This is a genomic window from Cobetia sp. BMC6 (genome assembly GCF_029991385.1).
Taxonomy (GTDB): domain Bacteria; phylum Pseudomonadota; class Gammaproteobacteria; order Pseudomonadales; family Halomonadaceae; genus Cobetia.
Genome location: NZ_JAKUMF010000003.1, coordinates 277,758 through 298,518, shown reverse-complemented (window position 1 = coordinate 298,518; position 20,761 = coordinate 277,758). Strand labels below are relative to the sequence as shown.

The window sequence follows — 20,761 nt, the reverse complement described above, 5'->3', positions numbered from 1 at the left end:
GCGCCGTTCACTGAGCGTTTTCTGCCATGGCAGCTGCTTGAGAGGTGCAATCCTGGCAACGCCCCTCGAGTTCGATGGTCTGGCGTTCGATCGAGAAACCATGGCGATCGGCGCTGGCGACTAGCCGAGTACCGAGATCGTCATCATGCATTTCCTCGACACGACCGCAGCCGCGGCAGATCAACAGCTGAAAGCCGTGCTGATGTTCCGGGCAGTGGCAGGCAAGGTAGGCATTGAGTGATTCGATGCGATGGACGAGGCCCTGTTCGAGCAGGAAGTCCAGTGCACGATAGATCGTGGGAGGGCGGGCAGCGCCATGTTCCTTGGCGAGCTGATCCAGTAGGTCATACGCCTTGAGTGCGCCATGACTGGTCGCGATCATTTCCAGTACACGTCGCCGAATCGGCGTAAATCGCACACCGCGCGCCAGACATTGACGTTCGGCCTGGTCGATCAGCGAAAGTGGCTCTGGCATGAAGAATCCTGAGTGTCGTGAATCCCGGATGTCAAAAGGCGTCAAGCGCGATGAGGGCAAGTGCGTCAGCGCGCAGCCTGAATGACCAGATGCTTATTCTAGGGCAAATGGGCCATGACGGGCCACCGGCAAAGGCATCGGGGCTGAGTGAGTCACTCAAAGGCAACGCACGGCGCTGAGCTGACATGAAAGCATGGACAAGCGATCAATATGATATAACATAACAATTATCGCTTTCTGGTCGCGGTGATAGACCCGCGCCCATCCCTGACAGGAGGATTTCATGGCCCAGTTCGAGGCGCTGCACCCACCCCTTCACACACGACCCGAGCCACGCCTGGCAGCCAGTTCGTCACCTTCGCCCCTCGCGTCGGCGCCAAGGCCCGCGGCCCATTGGCATATCGGTCACGAGGCACATGACCTGGGGGCGATCTTCGACCCTGACATCAGTCTGGCCGTGATGCAACGCCGCATCGATGCGGCATTGAAGATGGCGGTCAAGGCTCAATCCTCGGGTGCCTACCCGCTGCGCATGCGCTGGCGCGGCCCGATCAGTGATCTGCGTGAGGCGCTGGAGCGCTACCTTCCCGCACCGGATGCCGGGACTGCGCTGATAGAGGACATCCGTGTACTGGGTGAGGCCATGGGCGAGCTCTTCGAGGTCAAGGACATCGGCATGCGACTGGAGATGACCCAGAGCGCCATGTGCCCGCGCTTTCATGTCGATCGCATCCCGGTCAGATTGGTGACGACCTACGACGGCCCGGGCACCCAGTGGCTGCCGGAACATGCCGCCGACAGACTGGCGCTGGCCACGGCCAGCCCGGCCATCATGACATCTGCCTGGCCCCCGGCGAGATACATGAGCTGCGCCCGGGCAGCCTGGCGTTGCTCAAGGGCGAGTGCTGGCCGGGCAACGAAGGGCGAGGGCTGATCCATCGCTCACCGGTGGTGCCCAATGGTAGTCGCCTGATGTTGAGCATGGACCCCGGCTGAGCCAAGGCTTCGCTTACGACTCACCAAACAGAAACACCCCGCCTTGGCGGGGTGTTTCTGTCTTTCCACACGCAGGACAAGTCGATCAACCAAGGCATCGGTCAGCAGAACAGTCGTTCGGCAGAACCGTCACTCGGCAGGCCCAGGGAGACCGACATCAGTCCGCGATGGGCGCCATGCCGACATTGGCGACATCTTCCTTGCTGCGCGAGAAATGCTTGCGCGCAAAGGCGACACGCTCGGCGACCGGCACACCGTCGGGCTGACGCTCGATCAGCTCGAGCCGCTTGCGCAGGCCCTCGCCATTGGCCATCTGGATGGCGAGCCCCGGTCGGGCGTTGAGCTCCAGCAGCATCGGGCCATGGCGACGATCCAGCACCATGTCGGTGCCCAGATACCCCAGTCCGGTCATCTCGTAACAGCCGGCAGCCAGCTCGAGCAGGGTGTCCCACTGCGGCACCTTGAGCGAGAAGATATCGTGCCCGGTATCGGGGTGCGCGAACTGCGGGCGATCATACTGCACGCCGCGCACCGCCCAGCCACTGCCGATATCCAGCCCGACACCGACCGCGCCTTGGTGAAGGTTGGCCTTGCCATCCGAGGCCGCCGTCGACAGGCGCATCATCGCCATCACGGGATAGCCCTTGAAGACGATGACGCGAATGTCCGGCACACCCTCATAGGTGAACTCGGCGAAGGCCTGATCGAAGGAGATCAAGCCTTCGACCAGCGCCACATCCGGTGAGCCGCCCAGCGAATAGAGCCCTGACAGGATGTTGGAGACGTGGCGTTCCATATCGGCACGCGTGATACGCGCGCCACTGGGCTTCACATACTCTTCGCCATCATGGTGCTCGATGACGAGGATCCCCTTGCCGCCTGAGCCCTTGGCCGGCTTGATCACGAAGCCTGTGTGATCGCGCACCATGTCGACGACGCGCTCGACCTCGAACTGGCTGGCGACCTTTCCGATCATCTCCGGCGAGGCCAGGCCGTACTTCTGACACAGCAGCTTGGTCTGCAGCTTGTCATCGACCAGCGGATAGAGACGGCGGTCGTTGTATTTCGAGATATACCCGATGTTGCGGCGATTCATGCCGACAACCCCCCGGGCGCGCAAGGCGCCCGGCGTGGTCCAGTTGCGCGACCAGCGATTCAGCCATGACGAGAGCATCTCAATCCTCCGTCAGCGGCTTGAAGCGGCGCAATTCCAGCAGACGATAGCCGGTGTAGTTGCCGAGCAGCAGGATGAAGGCCATCAGCACCAGTTGCAGACCGAGGAAGTTGAAGGTCAGGTGACGCACCCACGGATTGTTCATCGCCAGATAGGCCAGCACAGCGGTCAGAAGGCTGCCGCCACCTTGCTTGAGCACTTCCTTGGGACCTTCCTCTTCCCACAGGATCGACATGCGCTCGACGGTCCACGACAGGATGATCATCGGGAAGAAGGTGATGGTCAGGCCGGCGTTCAGACCGAAGCGATAGGCGAGTACCGAGAAGATGGAGATGATCGCGATCACCGTGATGATCACCACCGAGACCCTCGCCACCAGCAGCAGATTGAGCCGTGACAGGTAACTGCGGATCACCAGGCCCGTCGCGACGATCAGCAGGAAGCCGATCAAGCCGGTCACCAGACTTGTCTGGATGAAGGCGAGGGCGATCAATACCGGCATGAAGGTACCGGAGGTCTTGAGACCGACCAGTACACGCAGCAGCACCACGACCAGCGCGCCGATCGGGATCAGCAGGATGGTCTTGAACAGCGCCTGCTCTTCCAGCGGCAAGGAGTGGATCGAGAAGTTGAGCAGCTCGTCATTGGCCAGCTTGTTGCGCACCGCGACGGCCGCCGGCTCGTTGTGACGGATCATCGAGAAGCTGACACGGGAATTCACGCCGCCTTCGACTTCCAGCATCGGCGCGCCACGACCTTCCCACAGCAGCAGGTTGTCCGGCTCACCTTGCTTGCCGGTTTCCGGATTGATCAGCACCCAGTCGGTGTTGATGTCTTCAGCATCGGCGGCCTCGACATCCACCGCCTCGTTGCCTTGCGGCGTTTCGGCGAAGACCTGCAACCACGACGAGACCGTCTGGCGACGACGACCGTCTTCCAGACTCAGGCCGCTGACCAGACGCGCACTGACACCGGCCTCATTGAGCAGGCGCAGCATCAACTCGGGACGCTCGAACTGGGTCAGCAGCAGGCGCGCATTCTCGCCCTGACGCTGATTGTCGAACTGCTTGATCAACTCACGTGCGAAGGTGAACGAATCGGCACTGCGCTCACGGGCCTGATCGATGACCTGGGCCGCGGCGGTATCGTAGGGACGCTCCCAGGAGACTTCCTGAGGGGCCGGCAGGCGCTTGATGGCCGCAGGCGTCGCGTTGTCGGACTCCAGCATGGTCACGGTGTAATACAGCAGCTGCGAGCCTGCCGCTTCACGGATCGACCATTCGGCACGACGGCCCGGCAGGTCATCCAGATAGGACAGCCCGAAGCCCGAGGACGCCGTGTTCTCGGTCAGGACGCTGTAGCCTTTCTGGTTTTCCGGCAGCGCCAGCGACGCCTTGACCGGGCCGCCAGTGGCCGTGAAGGCCACCTGGGCTTCGATATCCCACACTTTCTGCTGTGCACCGGGCACCCAGGGCACATCAAACGAAATATGGCGATAGGCGGTCAGGCCCACACCGATCAGCATCAACAGGCCGACCAGAAGATAGAAAGCAAAACGCGACATGGGAGTCCTTGAAATGTCTGGAGCAGTCATGATGGCTCGGTGGAGCACCGAGCCATGTCAGGCAGCGAAGCCGGGCAGAGGAGACAGGAGGGCGCTTGCCACTCAGTCGCGGTTGCCTTCGTTCGGGTCCTCGTCCTTGGCCGCTTCGTTACTGGGTGCACTGCCCGGATACTCCGGACGTGCATTGATGAAGGTACGGCTGACGTCCACCGCAGCGATGTCCATCATGAAGCGACGGCCCAGCAATACCGGATAGGTGAGATCACGACGATCATTGAGGGTGAACTCGACCTTCTGCTTGATGTCACCCAGTGTCATCAGCAGGCTGACGACGGGACGCTCTTCACGGCCGGAGGCCTGGATGATGGTCACCGTGCGGCTGACCTGGGCTTCGACCCACTTGTCACGATCGCCTGACACGAAATACTTGCCGTCATCCCGCAGCGCGAGCTTGAACTTGACCCACTTGGCGCCATCGCGCTCGAATTCGGTGATATCACGCGCCGACAGCGACGAGGTGTTGGCCCCGGTGTCGATACGTGCCTTGAAGTAGCTGCTGATGGTCGGGAAACCGACCCACTCGACACGCCCAAGCAAGGCCTTGTCGAGGATGGGGTTGTCGGTCACGGCCTTGCAGGCTTCCACGGCCTGCGGCTGTGCGGGCTGTTCCATCTCGGCATGGATCTGGCGCAGCTGACTGCCGACTTCTCGCACGTCACGACGCAGAGAGCGGCTCAGTGCCTGCTGGTCGGCAAGTTGCTGCTGTTGGACGTTGCATTGGCCTGCCAGCTGCTCCTGCAGCGCATCGATGCGCTGTGAGAAGGCATCTGGCGTCAATACCGGTTTCTGCGGTTGCGGTTGTGCCGGGACGCAGCCGGCCATGACGACGACACTGGTCAAGGTAACAGGCAATAGCAGCTTGCGGATCAGCATAGGGGAGAAGGTTCCTGTTCAGCCTTGCTGCCGCTCTACAACCTGTGTGAACGGCAGACATAATTCTTGTCCATCGTCAGTCAGCACACTGATCCGACGATGCCTGGGTATTCCCTTGTATAGCTTGGGCGTTCTAGCACCGAAGCGTTACTGGGGGCGATCATACGTAGCCCGAATGGTGACTGTCCATGTTTCAGCACCTGACGCCGAGCCATTGCCTGCAATTCACCAACGTAGCGATCACTTTCTGTCGCCAGTCGAGGACAGACCACACGAGCTCCCGCCAGGCGTGGGTCAGGGCCGCTGTCAGCCGGCTTGACGTATAACGCCAGCTTGGCTTGCGTCGCCTTCAGGTGACGAAAACCTTGATGGAATCCAGCCTCCAGACAGGAGCAGCCTTCGCGGCAGTTTGCACAGCCAGACCTCACTGTTTGCGCATTGTTCAGGATGTCACTGCATCATCAGCGCGGGATCACAACATGACAACGACACGATCTCGGATGCGAGCCCGCCGCCGAAGCGAGTCAGACTGTCGCCAAACTGACCAAATGCAGGCCACTCAGCAAAAGATAGGCGGGAACGTCGACTGACTCCATCGGCTGACTTTATCAACTGACTTTAATGACAAGCAGAACCTGAGGTTCACAAGCAGCTATGCAGAAGCTGTCATTCGCGCGGAGGAGGTCAGGTGCCTGAAGATCGACGCTCAAGCATTGACGTACACAGCCCGGATGAACAAAGCCCGGATGAACAAGGCACCGACGTACACAGCTTGAGCACGCTTACGAACTACCGCATTTAACATAATATATATTATGCGAACTACAATATACACGGGTTCATTAGTGATCCTGGGCGCCCGTATGGTCAGTTGCTTTGGTCCATCAGGTCAGGCCTATCAGGTCGAGTCGTCGGGCCAAGTCCAGCGAGTTGAACCTGTCGCTTGCATCAGCGACGGCAAGGATCACGATCCACTTGAGCTCGCACCAGGCACTCCGAGCCATTTTGCCAGAGTCCGTGTGCAAACAGCCCGTTAGCTCAAGAGCGCGAAAAAACTTATCCTTGATAGAATTAACGCACAAGTGCTGTAGAATAATTCGAGCCACATGTGACCCACACCGCTCATCTAGTCACTCAACCTTGCCGCGCGCCGTGATGACTCACGCGTCGGCGCGAATCGGAGTCAGCGATGCCCTCCTTCCCGTCCTGTCTGTCAGCTAGCGCTGGATTCATGCACAACGGCATTCGACGCCTTCGGCGCATCAGCGGCCGCGCAGCAGTGTTGATCATGGCAGCGGGATTGTCAGCCTGTAGCGGGCCTCAGATAGAGGATTACGCGGGCAGCGGCCCTGAATTTCGCATCGATGACTACTTCCTGGGCCACACGCGTGGCTGGGGCATGGTGCAGGATTACCGTGGTGAGGTGACGCGGCGGTTTGTGGTCGATGTCATCGGCAGCATGCAAGGCAACCAGCTGATTCTTGAGGAAGACTTCGTCTATGCCGATGGCGAGACACAACACCGCCGCTGGACCTTTACCCCTGCGGGTGATCGCCAATGGATCGGTCGAGCGGCGGATGTTACGGGCGAAGCGACAGCGACGACCCGCGGTAATGCCCTGCGCATGAACTACGTGCTTCAAGTACCGATCGACGACAGTACTTGGGAGTTCAGCATGGATGACTGGATGTATCTGCAACCGGACGGCCGCATCCTGAACCGGACTTCGATGCGCAAACTGGGCCTCGAAGCCGCTAATATTACCCTGGCATTTCAGCGTTGTCCCTGTGACTCACCAGCGTCTGAGCCGAAATGACAGCTCTTGCGCGGCAATAACGTGAGCCCTTAATGGCTCCAATCCTTGATAAGCGCCAGCATCTGATAGCCTAGCCATCATGTGTCGGCGGATTTGTCAGATTGCGGCTCAAGAGAGCTTTCCACCCTAGCCTTCCATTTACCGTAATCTTCATCTGGCGCCATCGGCTCTCCGAAAGCGTGTCCCTGCAATTGATCAAAGCCCAGATCAACCATTGTCTGGCGATGGCGTGAGTGTTCGATGCCAACTGCGATGGCGGATATATCCAGGGCATGCAATGCCGCCGTCCAGGCTTTCAATAGCCGCCCCTGACGCGTATCGGTCTGCAACAGACTGATCCAGCGAGGATGCAGTTTCACGCTAGCGATGGGCAGCATGCTTAACAGACGCAGGCTGTCATGCTCAGGGCCGAAACGGTCGACACAGAAGCTGATGCCGTCATTGGCCAGCGATTTCATCGCCGAGACCAATGGCTCAGGCGTCGCGACAAAACTCTCGACACCGCTGATATCAAGGCGAAGGCAATCTCCCCTGAGTCTGTAGAGGCGAAGAACGCGCCGCAGAACATCCATATACTCGGCTTCAACGAGACGCGACGCCGTTACGTTCAACGACAGCGGCAACACGGTAGCCCCCTCCTCCCTAGTCGAAACCCAATGGCTCAGCAAAGCGCAACTTCTGCGCAAGACCCAGATATCAAGCTCCTCATCCAGCCCCGCGTGTCTGGCGATGCGCAGCATCTGATGGGGTGTGATCCAGCGATCCTTGTCCTGCCAGCGCAGTAGCACTTCCTGACCACTGAGGCTTTGACGGCCAGCAGTGACGATTGGCTGCAGGTGGATACGTAGTTCATTGTCACGAAGTGCTTGGGCAAAGCGGTTGTTCATCTCGAAACGCAGATTCAGATTGTCTGTCAGATCCGCGAACTGCACGCCCTTCTCTTTCGGCGCCCATTCACTGGCACAGACAAGCTCCTCTTCCACCACCTCGACCAGTTCCGCCCCTGACATGTCATCGCTGATGAAGGTGCCTGCTCCGATCAGTAAATCAGGTCGGGTGTTGGCGGAGAGATGCAATAGCCAAGGTTGTTCCACGAAACGATGCCAGCGCATGCCGTGTAAGGCCTGGTTACGAGGTAACAAAATCATCAGGGTATCTTCGCTGATGCGCCCCTTGAGTAGGCTCTCATCATCGAAGTTTTCATTGAGCTGGTGGGACAATGATTGCAGTACGCCTTCGTAGAAATCGACACCCTGCTGCCTGCGCAGTCTTTCAGCATTTTGCAGCTTAATCAGGATGACTTGTATCGGCCCTTGACTTGCATATTCTTCTAGCCAAGCAGCCATTTTCTGAAGAAAGCGCCTACGCAGGCTGTAGCCGGTAATGGGGTCGATATTGGCTTGCAGGGTGGCGCGTGCGCGTTCTGCCAGCAGCGCATCACGCTGGATTAGCTCATTCTCGACCAACAGTGCACAACGCTCCAGCCGCTCCAGCTGGGCCGTAGCCAGCTGACGGGGCTTGTGGTCGATCAGACACAAGGTGCCCAGCGGCAATCCGCTACTATCACGCAGCACGGCACCCGCATAGAAGCAGACATGCGGTGGCCCTGTCACCAGGGCGTTATCAAAGAAGCGCTCATCCTGACGCGCATCATTGATGACCAGAAAGCGCTCTTCATGCAGCGCGTGGGCACAGAAAGCGAGATCCCTGTCCGTCTGCCGTGCATCCAGCCCACAATGGGCCTTGAACCACTGGCGGTCTTCGTCCACCAGCGACACGAGGCAGATGGGCACATCAAAGATATCGGCGACCAGGCGCGTCAGATCGTCATAACGCTTTTCATGATCACTATCCAATACATGTAAAGAATGCAGGCTATTGAGACGCTCTTCTTCACGCGGATGAGGCGCCGCCGGCCTGAAGCCGGGGCGCCCACCTGGCGCGAGGGTCGTCTTTGGAGTGGAATCTGCCATGGCCTACTTCCTCGTTGGAATTTCCAGGAGATATAACCGCATTTTAGTACTTGAGCATACTCGTCTCGACTGTTGACTGGCAGAGTCGGCAAATTACGCGCCACTAACGATAATTGAGCGTGTAAAGCCCTGCACGCCCTGCCATTAGGCAACTTCATGATGCAATTTCTCTTCACCACGACGCAGAAAGCCCCGCAGCAAGGCTACGGGGCTTTCTGGATGGCGCTTGTCCCTTTGAGGTCAGGCGCTTCGCGCCTCACTCAAGACGCGACAGGGTCTCAGGCTTCGGCAGGTGCATAGGAGCCATCTTCACGATGGACTTCCTTGCCGGTCAGGCCTGGGGTGAACACACAGGCCAAGTGCATGGTCTTGGTGGCACGCAGCAGGTGATCGTCATGCTCGTTGAGGATATAGATGTCGCCCGGCTTGATCGGCCAGATCTTGCCATCGGCCAAGGTTTCGACCTCACCCTCACCTTCCATGCAATACACCACTTCATAGTGATGCTTGTAATGGATGTGGGTCTCGGTGCCTTCAAAGATTCGGGTGATGTGGAACGAACACTTGCCACCATCTTCATCGAGCAGCAGGCGCGTGCTATCCCAGTTGCCATTCTCGGCCTTGACCAGACGATCGGTGCTGCGAGCTTCTTCGAGATTGCGAACGATCATGTGTTTTCCTCACTAGGCTGCCTGACATCGACAGCTGACAGATGGCGATTACCGTAACGAAGGGATGACCTGGATGGGCAATCGGTGGGGATGGCAAGCCAGGGGCTCACCAACGACCCGCGGGGCACCGATGATCGGGCGCCCCGCGGGAAGACAACGTTACTTGGACAGCACCGCGGCAGCGTTTTCCTCGATGATATCGAGGGCCTCCAGCAGATCTTCGTCGCGGATGGTCAGCGGGCACAGGCACTTGACGACCTGACCGGAATGACCACTGGTCTCGATGATCAAGCCCTGCTCGAAGCAGCGTGAGGTGATGGCATCGGCCAGCTCACCGTCACGGACATCGATACCGCGCATCAGGCCACGGCCCTTCTCGTGCGCTTCGAAGCCGTTCTCGCGAGCCTTGGCGGCAATCTTCTGGAAGCGGTCTTCGACGATACGGCCCTTACGCTGGATGTCGCGCTCGAACTTGTCATCGCTCCAGAAGTGGCGCAGCGCGGCGGCGCCGGTAACGAAGGCCAGGGCGTGGCCACGGAAGGTGCCGTTGTACTGGCTCGGCTTCCACTGGTCCAGCTCGGGACGCATCATCACCATCGCGAACGGCACACCGGAGGCAGACAGCGACTTCGAGTTGCAGACGATATCCGGCACGATGTTGGCGTGCTCGAAGCTGAAGAACTTGCCGGTACGACCACAACCCGCCTGGATATCATCCACGATCAGCAGGATCTTGTGCTCCTTGCACAACGCATCCAGACGCTGGAGCCATTCGATGGAGGCCGGGTTGATACCGCCCTCACCCTGTACGGTCTCGACCAGCACTGCTGCCGGGCGATCCAGACCGCTGGAGGAATCTTTGAGCAGCTTGTCGAGATAGGCAACGGTGTCGATGCCCTCACCCATGTAGCCATCGTAAGGCACGAATTGCGCACCCTGCGCCGGCAGGCCTGCCGCATCGCGGAATTTGGCGTTACCGGTGGTGGCCAGCGCACCCATGGTCACACCATGGAAGCCGTTGGTGAACGACACGATGTTGTGGCGGCCGGAAACCTTGCGCGCCAGACGAATGGCAGCTTCGACCGCGTTGGTGCCGGTCGGCCCCGGGAAGTGGACCTTGTAGTCCAGACCACGCGGCTTGAGGATCACTTCCTCCAGCGCTTCGAGGAAATCACGCTTAGCGGAAGTCCACATATCCAGACCGTGAATGATGCCATCATTGCTGATGTAATCGACCAGTGCCTTCTTGAGTACCGGATGATTATGCCCGTAGTTGAGCACACCGGCACCGGCGAGGAAATCGATGTAGCGCTTGCCGTCCTCGGTGAACAGGTGGGCATTCTGCGCCTTGGTGAAAACGGTCGGGAAAGAACGCGAATAAGTGCGTACCTCGGATTCCATCTGTTCGAGAATCTGCGTATTCATGCTGTCACCTCCCTGGTGATGGATGGCCGCGTACTAAAAGGCCATACCAGAATGTAAAGACGATCCAACGAATGACACTGCCCCCACCTCGCTAACACATGGGGTCAGCAGGAGATGTCACAACCTTCCTGTCGTGAACATCTGCCGAACGGGACGTGATTCTTCTCGACGACCGACACAAGAATCATGACGGCGTCCCGTCCGGGACTTCTTGCGATTTGCTACCCGCCCTTGCTGCGCATGGGCCTTGATTTTCACAAGAGCCTTGAGCGCGTCGAGCACTCAGATGTCTCTTGGCAGGAACGGGCCGATGCGCACCAGGTTTTCGGCTAGGTGCACGCCACCCAGCTGGTCTGAAGAGAAGTATTCACGCGAGTGAAGCGGCACCTGCCAGCGCTCGGCGAGGCGAGTGAACAATGCCCAGGACGCCTCGTTGTCCGGCGTGATGGTGGTCTCAAGATGACGCACGTGCGCCATTTCGGGACGCTTCATCACGGCTTCAATCAAACGACGTGCCAGGCCAGTACCACGCGCCTTCTCACCGACGGCGATCTGCCAAAGGAAGAAGGTCTGCGGGGCGTCGTTGCGGGTGTAACCGGAAACGAAGCCGACGACCTCACCTTCCTCATCTGTCGCGATGGCACAGCTGTCATGGAACTGCGTGGCCAGCAAAACGTACGAATACCCTGAATTGAGGTCCAGCGGCGGGCAGGCCTTGACCAGCTCATAGATGCCCCAACCATCATCGGTAGTCGGCTGACGGATGAACAACGGCGCGCTGGCGCGGTTGATCACAGCATCGTGGGTGTGGTGGGCCAGGCCCTGAATCGTGGAAGTCATTGTCATGGTTTTCATAAAATATTTCGCAGTTGGCGAATTCGCTATAAACCATAACAAACCGTTATGGATGTCGCAAACCATAAATTATTCTCGTGAAGCGTATGGATAACGTAGAATTATCCCAAGCCCCGTGTCGGTGAGCGCGCAAGCCGGGGCCATGGCCAGTACCAGTACCGGGCAATACTCGCCCTTGCCCACCGCCCGCAGGTGGTTTGTCCCCACCAGACGCAAAACGGCACCCCGAGGGGCGCCGTTAGATTGCCTGCTCATGCGGCATCTAGCCTTGCTATCGTTGCCAATGCCGCTGAGGCGGCTTCTGCACTAGTGCTTGAACCCTAGGGCTTCCGTCACTGCTGTTTCTGCACATCACGCTTCTTGCTCGCGATCGCGACAATCTGGCCCAGCTCATCATGGCGGCTGAACTGCACCGCGCAATTGCGTCCCTCATGCTTGGCGGCGTACAGCGCCATGTCCGCATTGTGTGATAGCTGTTCACGGTCGGCGCCATGTTGAGGGGCGATAGCAATCCCGATGCTGCAGCCCACTTCCAGCTTGTGCTCTTCATACAGGAATGGCTTGCCCAGACTGTCGATGATGCGCTGGGCCAGCTGGGCGAGTTCCCCGTGGCGACCCAGATTCGCCTGGATGTCGGCATTGTGGACCAGCACCACGAACTCATCGCCTCCCAGACGCGCGACGAAATCGCCCTTGCGCACCACCTGATTGAGTCGCTCCGCGATCACCTTGAGCGCCACATCCCCGGCAGCATGGCCATGGATATCATTGATGGGCTTGAACTTGTCGATGTCCAGCATGAGACACGCCAGCTGCCCGCCTTCGTCACTGACGCTTTCGAGCCAATGCTCGACCCGCTCATAGAAATGCTGTCGATTGGGCAGCCCCGTCAGAGAATCATGCATCGCCAGTTGCGTGATACGCTTCTTGTAGTTGTTGCTCTCGATGATGTTGTACTTGAACTTCTGCAACGCCCGCGCCATCTGGCCCACTTCATTGGTGTGCTGAGTACTATCGATCACCACGCTCACATCATCGTTGGCCAAGGTATTCATGGTCTGCGTTAGACGACGTATCGGCACCAGGACATAACGTCCAAACAGCCACATCGAGATGCCGATCAGCACCACGATCATCGCCAACGCCAGGCCATTGACGACCGGCGCCACCGTGGCCAACAGATTGAGCGTCTTGCCTACCGAGGCAGAGGTCGCCCCGATCCGCATGCGGGTTTCATGATCCAGCACCGCCAGTGCTGCAAGCGCTTGTGCTTCATTGATCCTGACTTGCTGATCGATCTCACGCGGCGAAAGCTCTGTCTGCTGGTCATGCAACTGGCTGACCTTGTTCAAGCGGTCACTGTAGGACTGGATGACATCGGCAATATCGCGAATAGCACGCTGCTCGGCAGTATTCATGCCCATCTCACGATATGCCGCCAGTGTCGCTCGCAGCGACTCGAGGTCCTGCGCCGCCTGTTGACCGTAGATAGCATCACTACGCAGTACGTAATTCTTGAAGTGGTGGATCATCTCGCCATAGCCGAGGTCACGTCGCAGGTTGGCTACCAGTCTCGCCTTACCCATGCCGTTCTCAAGCGGGTTGTCATTATCACGTAACTCAGCGACGGAGATACGGCGCAAGGTATCTAGCCCTGAGACAGCCTGGAAATCGTCGATCTTTACCACCTTGTCGATATCGGTACTAGAACGCCCCTGCTCAATCATCTCGCGTATTCTAGGAGTCATCTGCTCATAGCGACTGATGGTGGCACGCAGACCCGCCACCGCCATTTCCTCTCCTTGTGATAACCCGAGGTTTTGATAGCGGTTAAGAGCACTACGTGCGGCCCCAATCTCACTTTGTATCTCAACGAGCAAGTCAAGGTCCTGACGCAATACGAGATTCTTGAAATCATGCACCATACCGCCATAGCCTAAGGCCTTGGTCAGCTGCCCCTCTAGGCGCGGCTTGTCAGAGCGCGCCTGCTGATATTCCTGCCAGTCACGCTGCAGGTCGGACACATTACGGGTAATAAATGCCAACACGATCAGCAACACCAGACCCGCCAAGGCAGAAAGCACACAGATGATGATGTTGATGGTGCGAAAACGCAGGTTGGCCAGACTCATGAAGGCTATCTCTTGACGATGGAAGGAAAGGTTCGACGAACACACGTCATGCCGGACGGCCGTAGAGCTGATGCCAGCATGAAAAAGATACTGCCACGATACCAGATAACCCTAATACTTTACTCAGCTACTTCACTGAGCCTCCCTTCATACGCCGAGCGCCCTGGCCTGGATATCCCAGGCTCGCGCCAGCTCGCCTCAACCCATGAGAGGCCGACGTCGCACGCATAAAAAAATCTCCCACCGAAAATCGATGGGAGATTGCATTCTTGGCCTGTGCTTGGATCGACTCTGGCATTGGCCTGGCCACATGCCTGAAGCCAGACCCGCCCTCAGCTGTAGTAGGCGTTGGTCGTGTCGGTATGATCGGTGACGTCACGGACACCGGTCAATTCCGGGATACGCTCCATCAGCGTCTTCTCGACACCATCCTTCAGGGTCAGATCGACGGCGGAGCAGCCTTGGCAACCGCCGCCGAACTGCAGGACGGCGACCTGCTCTTCGGTCAGCTGCACCAGTTTGATCTCGCCGCCATGAGCTGCAAGCCCCGGGTTGATCTCGCTGTAGAGGATATAGTTGATGCGATCTTCCAGCGGGCTATCCGCGTTGACCTTGGGCATCTTGGCGTTCGGTGCCTTGATGGTCAGCTGGCCGCCCATGCGATCGGCATTGAAGTCGACAGTCGCTTCTTCCAAGAAAGGCACGCTGTGCGTGTCGAGATAGACCTTAAGCTTCGGCAGATCCAGGATCTCATCCGTCGGCTCTTCCTCGCCCGGACGGCAATAGGCGAGACAGGTCTCGGCATATGGAGTGCCCGGCTGGGTGATGAAGATGCGCACGCCGATACCTTCGACGTTCTGCTTCTCGAGCAGCTCGGCAAGATACTCTTGGGCGCTATCGGTAATCTGGATGCTCTCACTCATGGCGCAGAGACTCTCTTGATGTCAGGTGACTAATGGCTCCATGTTAAGGGAAAACCTGCTGCACTCGCAATCCTGAGCAAATCACTCGGGTTTGGTGACTGCGCGCGACCACTCCCTTTTAGACACTCCTGACTGACTCATGTTGCCCATGAATCATGCTCATCGTGACGCTTCTGTAGTCTGATACGATAGCTCCAACTGGCCAAGGCGGGGGTTTCTGAGCGAATCCCTCGCCGGCGCCTCTCAATAGCAATGAGTTCGCGCCTGTGGCGTGTGACTTTCTCGGCAAGATGCTGGCTTGGCAAAGCACTGGCTTGGTAGAGAAAGTTGCCCGCCCGGGAAACAACGCGACAGGTCACGTACGCTGGAGTCCGTCATGGCGCAAGCCCAATCCCCTGTTCCTTATTCTCTGTCCTTGTCCGACGCGCTGAGCCAGGCGCTGCAGGAACGCATCCTGATCCTCGATGGCGGCATGGGCACCATGTTGCAGAGTTACGGGCTGGAGGAGGAAGACTTCCGAGGTGAGCGCTTCGCCGACTGGCCCAGCGACATCAAGGGCAACAACGATCTGCTGGCGTTGACCCGACCGGACATCGTCGAGGCGATCCACCGCGCCTACTTCGAGGCCGGCGCCGATATCGTCGAGACCAACACCTTCAATGCCACTCAGCTGTCGCAGTCCGATTACGGCATGCAGGCGCTGGTCCACGAGATCAACCTCGAATCGGCACGCCTGGCGCGCAAGACGGCGGATGCCGTGGCCGCCGAGACTGGCATCCCGCGCTTCGTCGCCGGGGTGCTGGGTCCGACTAGCCGCACCTGCTCCATCTCGCCGGACGTGAATGACCCCGCCAAGCGCAATGTCACCTTCGATATCCTGCGCGACAACTACCGCGAAGCCGCATTGGCGCTCTTCGAGGGCGGCGCAGACCTGATCCTGATCGAGACAATCTTCGACACCCTGAATGCCAAGGCGGCGATCTACGCCCTCGAGGAGCTGTTCGACGAAGGCCATCCGCGCCTGCCGGTGATGATCTCCGGCACCATCACCGATGCCTCGGGGCGTACGCTGTCCGGCCAGACTACTGAAGCCTTCTGGAACTCGGTCCGTCACGCGCGCCCGCTGAGCATTGGCCTCAACTGCGCACTGGGCGCCGAGGAGCTACGTCCTTATCTGCGTGAGCTGTCCGAGAAGGCCGATACCTTTGTTTCCGCGCACCCCAACGCCGGCCTGCCCAACGAATTCGGCGAGTACGACCAGACCCCGGACGAGATGGCCGAGATCATCGGATCCTTCGCCGCCGCGGGCCTGCTCAACATCATCGGTGGCTGCTGTGGCTCCACCCCGCAGCACATACAGGCGGTCAAGCGCGTGGTGTCCCAGTACCCGCCGCGCAAGGTGCCGGAGATCGCGCCGGCCTGCCGCCTGTCGGGACTTGAGCCCTTCAACATTCAGCCGGACTCGCTCTTCGTCAATGTTGGTGAGCGCACCAACGTCACCGGCTCCGCGCGCTTCCGCCGCCTGATCAAGGAGGAGGACTACACCACCGCGCTGGAAGTGGCCCTCGAACAGGTCGAGAATGGCGCCCAGGTCATCGACGTCAACATGGATGAGGGCATGCTGGAGTCACAGGAGGCCATGGTGCGCTTCCTGAACCTGATCGCCTCGGAGCCGGACATCTCGCGCGTGCCGATCATGGTCGATTCCTCGAAGTGGGACATCATCGAGGCGGGGCTCAAGTGCATCCAGGGCAAGGCGGTGGTCAATTCCATCTCGCTCAAGGAAGGCGAAGAAAGCTTCCGTCAGCAGGCGCAGATCTGTCGTCGCCATGGCGCCGCGGTAGTGGTCATGGCGTTCGATGATGTCGGTCAGGCCGACACCTATCAGCGCAAGATAGAGATCTGCGAGCGCGCCTACCGGATGCTGGTCGATGACATCGGCTTCCCGGCCGAAGACATCATCTTCGACCCCAACATCTTCGCCATCGCCACCGGCATCGAGGAGCACGACAACTACGGGGTCGATTTCATCGAGGCCACGCGCTGGATTCATGACAACTTGCCCCACGCGATGATTTCCGGTGGCGTCTCCAACGTGTCCTTCTCGTTCCGTGGCAACAATCCGGTCCGCGAAGCGATCCACTCGGTATTCCTCTATCACGCCATCCAGGCGGGCCTGAGCATGGGCATCGTCAACGCCGGCCAGTTGGCTCTCTACGATGACCTGCCCCGGGAGCTGCGCGACGCCGTCGAGGATGTAGTGCTCAACCGCCGCGATGACAGCACCGAGCGCCTGCTCGACATCGCCGACAAGTACAAGGGCGATGGCAGCAGCGGCGAGAAGAAGGAAGACCTCGAATGGCGCAGCTGGTCGGTCAACAAGCGCATCGAGCACGCGCTGGTCAAGGGCATCACCGTCCATATCGAGGAAGATACCGAAGAAGCGCGCCTGCAGGCAGCCCGGCCCATCGAGGTCATCGAAGGGCCGTTGATGGACGGCATGAATGTGGTCGGCGACCTGTTCGGCGCGGGCAAGATGTTCCTGCCCCAGGTGGTGAAGTCGGCGCGCGTCATGAAGCAGGCGGTCGCCCACCTGATCCCCTTCATCGAGGCCGAGAAGAGCGGCGAGACCCAGGCCAAGGGCAGGATCGTCATGGCCACCGTCAAGGGCGATGTCCACGACATCGGCAAGAACATCGTCGGTGTGGTGCTTCAGTGCAACAACTATGAGGTGATCGACCTGGGCGTGATGGTGCCGGCGGAGAAGATTCTGCAGACCGCCATCGACGAGAAGGCCGACATCATCGGGCTTTCGGGGCTGATCACGCCGTCGCTGGACGAGATGGTCAGTGTCGCGAGGGAGATGCAGCGCCGTGGCTTCGAGTTGCCGCTGCTGATCGGTGGTGCCACCACGTCCAAGGCCCATACCGCAGTCAAGATCGAACCGCAGTACGATCAGCCGGTCATCTATGTCACTGATGCCTCACGCGCGGTGGGCGTGGCATCGCGTTTGCTGTCGCCGGAACTCAAGGCAGCTTATGTCGATCAGATTCGCACCGAGTACGCCGTGGTGCGCGAGCGCAATGCCAAGCGCCGCCCCAAGGCCGCGGATCTCGACTACCGCGAAGCGCGCAAGCGTCGCTTCCAGACGGACTGGGAGCATTACACCCCGCCGGCCCCGAGCTTTACCGGCCTCAAGGTCTTCGATGACTACGATTTGAATGAACTGGTCGAGCGCATCGACTGGACGCCCTTCTTCATGAGCTGGCAGCTGGCGGGCAAGTACCCGAAAATTCTGCAGGATGAAACAGTCGGGGAAGCGGCGCGTTCGTTGTTTGCCGATGCCAAGGTGATGCTGCGCAAGCTGATCGATGACAAGGTGCTGTTGGCGCGTGGCGTGATCGGCTTCTGGCCGGCCAACTGTGTCGACGACGACACCCTGGAAGTCTACGCCGATGAATCACGCACACAGGTGGTCGAGCGCCTGCATCATATCCGTCAGCAGATGACCAAGAATCGTGATGGCGTCTGTCACAGTCTTGCCGACTACATCGCCCCGCGTGATAGCGGCAAGCCGGACTGGATCGGTGGCTTCGCCGTGACCACCGGGCATGGCGCGGATGAACTGGCCAGGGAGTACGAGGCGGCTGGCGATGATTACAACGCCATCATGGTCAAGGCGCTGGCGGACCGTCTCGCCGAAGCCTTTGCCGAGCGCCTGCACGAGCGCGTACGCAAGGAGTTCTGGGGCTACGACAGCGAGGAAGTACTCGACAACGAGGCGTTGATCGCCGAGAAATATCGCGGCATTCGTCCGGCGCCCGGCTATCCGGCCTGCCCGGACCACACCGAGAAGGCCACGCTGTTCCGCATGCTCGAACCAGGCAAGCATGCCGGCATGGAGCTGACCGAGAGCTTTGCCATGTGGCCAGCCGCCGCCGTCTCAGGCTGGTACTTCGCGCACCCGGAGTCGAAGTACTTCTCCACCGGCAAGATCACTCGCGATCAGGTGCAGTCCCTGGCGAGCCGCAAGGCAATGGAGCTTGGCGAGATGGAACGCTGGCTGTCGCCGGTGCTGGGCTACGATCCAGACACCGATTGACTCCTCCCGTCAGCTGCCCCCACCGTCTGACACCGCCAACGTCGCCCCGCGCGCCTCACCTCTCAGGAAGTGGGGCGCGCTGTTGTCTGTGAGCCGATGTCTTCAGTTTGCCGAGCGCGCTATCATGTTGCCCCTCTTGTCCGCTGTCGTGAGTCGCCCGTGCTGCCGTTGTCACTGCTTTGTCTATCACTCCTCTATAAATCAATGCTCTGTTCACTGGTTTCCCGTTTTTCAGGCACATTCGAGGCTTTCAATTCTTCCCGAGCTTCATATCCTTTCGCCACCCCGCGTGGGAGCGTCTGATGCTGGGGAATCTTGCGCGCAACACACGAATACTGAAACTGGCGCTGCCCATCATCGGGGCGATGCTGTCGCAGAGTCTGCTCAACCTGATTGATGCGGCACTGGTCGGCAGCCTGGGGGAAACGGCGCTGGCGGGTGTCGGGATCGGTGGCTACGCCATGTTCATGGTCACGGCACTGATCTTCGGGCTGTCTTCCGCCGTTCAGGCTCAGACCTCGCGACGCCTGGGCGAGGAATCGCCCGAGCGTTGTGGCGAAGGCCTCAATGCCGGCCTGGTGTTGGCGTTGTCGATCGGCATTCCTGTCACCCTCGCCTGCCATCACTGGGCTGGGCCGCTGCTGTCACTGATCAATGACCAGTCCGGCGTGCATGAAACGGCCTCGTCATATTTTCAATGGCGTGTGCTGGGGCTGATACCTGTCGCCATGGCGTTCTGCTTCCGGGGCTTCTGGAATGGCCTGCAGCGCACCGGGATCTATCTGCGCATCATGTTGATCACCCAGGCGGTCAATGTCGTGCTCAGCATCATTCTGATCCATGGCCTGTTCGGTGCTCCGCAGATGGGCGCGGATGGCGCCGGGGCCGGTACGACACTGTCCCTGCTGGTCGCATTGGCGCTGTGGATCAAGGCGACGCTGGGCGAGCGCAGTCTGCACGGTGTTCTGCATGCCTGGCCGCCGATGACGCATTACCTGACGCTGTTGAAGCTCGCGGTGCCCCACTCCTTTCAGCAGTTATGGTTCGCGGCAGGCTACGCGATGCTGTTCTGGATACTCGGTCAGATCGATGCGGCCAGTGTCGCGGTCGGCCATGTACTGGTGAATCTCTCCCTGCTACTGATACTGCCCGGGGTCGGACTTGGGCTGGCCGCCATGAGTCTGGTGGGGCAGTCTCTGGGCAGCGGCGAACATGAAGAGGCCCACCGCTGGGGGTGGGACACCGTGCGCGTGGCACTGCCGTGTCTATTGCTGCTGGGCTTGCCACTGTGGGTCGCGCCCGAGAGCGTGCTCGGATTGTTCCTGCATCGCCCACAGTTGATCGAGCTGGGCAAGCTACCTCTGCAGATGACGGCCGCCATGATCGTGCTCGATTGCACCGCTATCGTGCTGGCCCAGGCACTGCTGGGCGCCGGCGCCCATCGCACCGTGATGCTTGCCACCTTGAGCCTGCAGTGGCTGATCTTTCTGCCCGCGGCCTGGTGGTGGGGGGTTCATCAGGAAGGGGGCCTCGTCGCCATCTGGGCAATTCAGCTCGCCTATCGCCTGCTCAACTCGCTCGTCTTCGGACTTATCTGGCAGCGAAGAGCATGGCAAGCCTTGCGCCTTTGATAATGCTCTATGATGCGACTCGCCATTCATCGCTGTAGCCACTCGCTCCTGTAGCTCATGGTAAATATCAAGAGTCAATGATATAGATCGT

At 59.5% G+C, this 20,761-nt stretch carries 14 protein-coding genes; 4 read left to right on the top strand and 10 right to left on the bottom strand.

What is annotated here, in order from left to right; translation table 11 throughout:
* Positions 1-7: 7 nt before the first annotated feature.
* Positions 8-475 carry a transcriptional repressor gene (locus MKZ40_RS08690; protein ID WP_043334236.1) on the bottom strand — a complete coding sequence of 156 codons (468 nt, stop codon included), beginning with the start codon at positions 473-475 and terminating at the stop codon, positions 8-10.
* Between the two features lie 283 nt (positions 476-758).
* On the opposite strand from MKZ40_RS08690, the gene MKZ40_RS08685 reads away from it, so the two are divergent.
* Positions 759-1,409, top strand: a complete 651-nt coding sequence (locus tag MKZ40_RS08685; protein ID WP_153635772.1) for a DUF1826 domain-containing protein — start codon at positions 759-761, stop codon at positions 1,407-1,409.
* A gap of 219 nt (positions 1,410-1,628) precedes the next feature.
* Here MKZ40_RS08685 and MKZ40_RS08680 read toward each other — a convergent pair whose 3' ends face one another.
* The 3 genes from MKZ40_RS08680 to MKZ40_RS08670 all read right to left on the bottom strand — a co-directional run bounded on the left by MKZ40_RS08680 (position 1,629) and on the right by MKZ40_RS08670 (position 5,142).
* Positions 1,629-2,645, bottom strand: a complete 1,017-nt coding sequence (locus MKZ40_RS08680; RefSeq protein WP_153635773.1) for an alpha-L-glutamate ligase-like protein — start codon at positions 2,643-2,645, stop codon at positions 1,629-1,631.
* 1 nt (position 2,646) lies between these two features.
* On the bottom strand, positions 2,647-4,209 hold the full coding sequence (locus tag MKZ40_RS08675) for an inactive transglutaminase family protein (protein WP_043334234.1): 1,563 nt from the start codon (positions 4,207-4,209) through the stop codon (positions 2,647-2,649).
* A 102-nt stretch (positions 4,210-4,311) separates the two neighbouring features.
* Positions 4,312-5,142: an ATP-dependent zinc protease gene (locus MKZ40_RS08670; RefSeq protein WP_153635774.1), complete on the bottom strand. Its 831-nt coding sequence runs from the start codon at positions 5,140-5,142 to the stop codon at positions 4,312-4,314.
* Between the two features lie 1,288 nt (positions 5,143-6,430).
* On the opposite strand from MKZ40_RS08670, the gene MKZ40_RS08665 reads away from it, so the two are divergent.
* The gene (locus MKZ40_RS08665) at positions 6,431-6,958 is read left to right on the top strand and encodes a DUF3833 domain-containing protein (protein ID WP_175088780.1); all 528 of its coding nucleotides are present in this window, start codon (positions 6,431-6,433) and stop codon (positions 6,956-6,958) included.
* A gap of 77 nt (positions 6,959-7,035) precedes the next feature.
* Here MKZ40_RS08665 and MKZ40_RS08660 read toward each other — a convergent pair whose 3' ends face one another.
* The 6 genes from MKZ40_RS08660 to nfuA form a co-directional block, all read right to left on the bottom strand.
* On the bottom strand, positions 7,036-8,931 hold the full coding sequence (locus MKZ40_RS08660; RefSeq protein ID WP_175088781.1) for a sensor domain-containing phosphodiesterase: 1,896 nt from the start codon (positions 8,929-8,931) through the stop codon (positions 7,036-7,038).
* 278 nt (positions 8,932-9,209) lie between these two features.
* Positions 9,210-9,602: an ectoine synthase gene (locus MKZ40_RS08655; protein ID WP_043334232.1), complete on the bottom strand. Its 393-nt coding sequence runs from the start codon at positions 9,600-9,602 to the stop codon at positions 9,210-9,212.
* Between the two features lie 159 nt (positions 9,603-9,761).
* Positions 9,762-11,027 (bottom strand): diaminobutyrate--2-oxoglutarate transaminase, encoded by a 1,266-nt coding sequence (gene ectB / locus MKZ40_RS08650; protein ID WP_043334231.1) that lies wholly within the window; start codon positions 11,025-11,027, stop codon positions 9,762-9,764.
* 282 nt (positions 11,028-11,309) lie between these two features.
* The gene (gene ectA, locus MKZ40_RS08645) at positions 11,310-11,873 is read right to left on the bottom strand and encodes a diaminobutyrate acetyltransferase (RefSeq protein WP_254627007.1); all 564 of its coding nucleotides are present in this window, start codon (positions 11,871-11,873) and stop codon (positions 11,310-11,312) included.
* Positions 11,874-12,214: 341 nt separating this feature from the next.
* The gene (locus MKZ40_RS08640) at positions 12,215-14,014 is read right to left on the bottom strand and encodes a sensor domain-containing diguanylate cyclase (protein ID WP_175088783.1); all 1,800 of its coding nucleotides are present in this window, start codon (positions 14,012-14,014) and stop codon (positions 12,215-12,217) included.
* 332 nt (positions 14,015-14,346) lie between these two features.
* Complete coding sequence (nfuA, locus tag MKZ40_RS08635) at positions 14,347-14,937, bottom strand: Fe-S biogenesis protein NfuA (RefSeq protein ID WP_175088784.1); 591 nt, start codon at positions 14,935-14,937, stop codon at positions 14,347-14,349.
* 376 nt (positions 14,938-15,313) lie between these two features.
* On the opposite strand from nfuA, the gene metH reads away from it, so the two are divergent.
* Complete coding sequence (gene metH, locus MKZ40_RS08630; protein ID WP_175088785.1) at positions 15,314-19,039, top strand: methionine synthase; 3,726 nt, start codon at positions 15,314-15,316, stop codon at positions 19,037-19,039.
* Between the two features lie 302 nt (positions 19,040-19,341).
* Positions 19,342-20,670 carry an MATE family efflux transporter gene (locus MKZ40_RS08625; RefSeq protein ID WP_175088786.1) on the top strand — a complete coding sequence of 443 codons (1,329 nt, stop codon included), beginning with the start codon at positions 19,342-19,344 and terminating at the stop codon, positions 20,668-20,670.
* Positions 20,671-20,761: the final 91 nt, after the last annotated feature.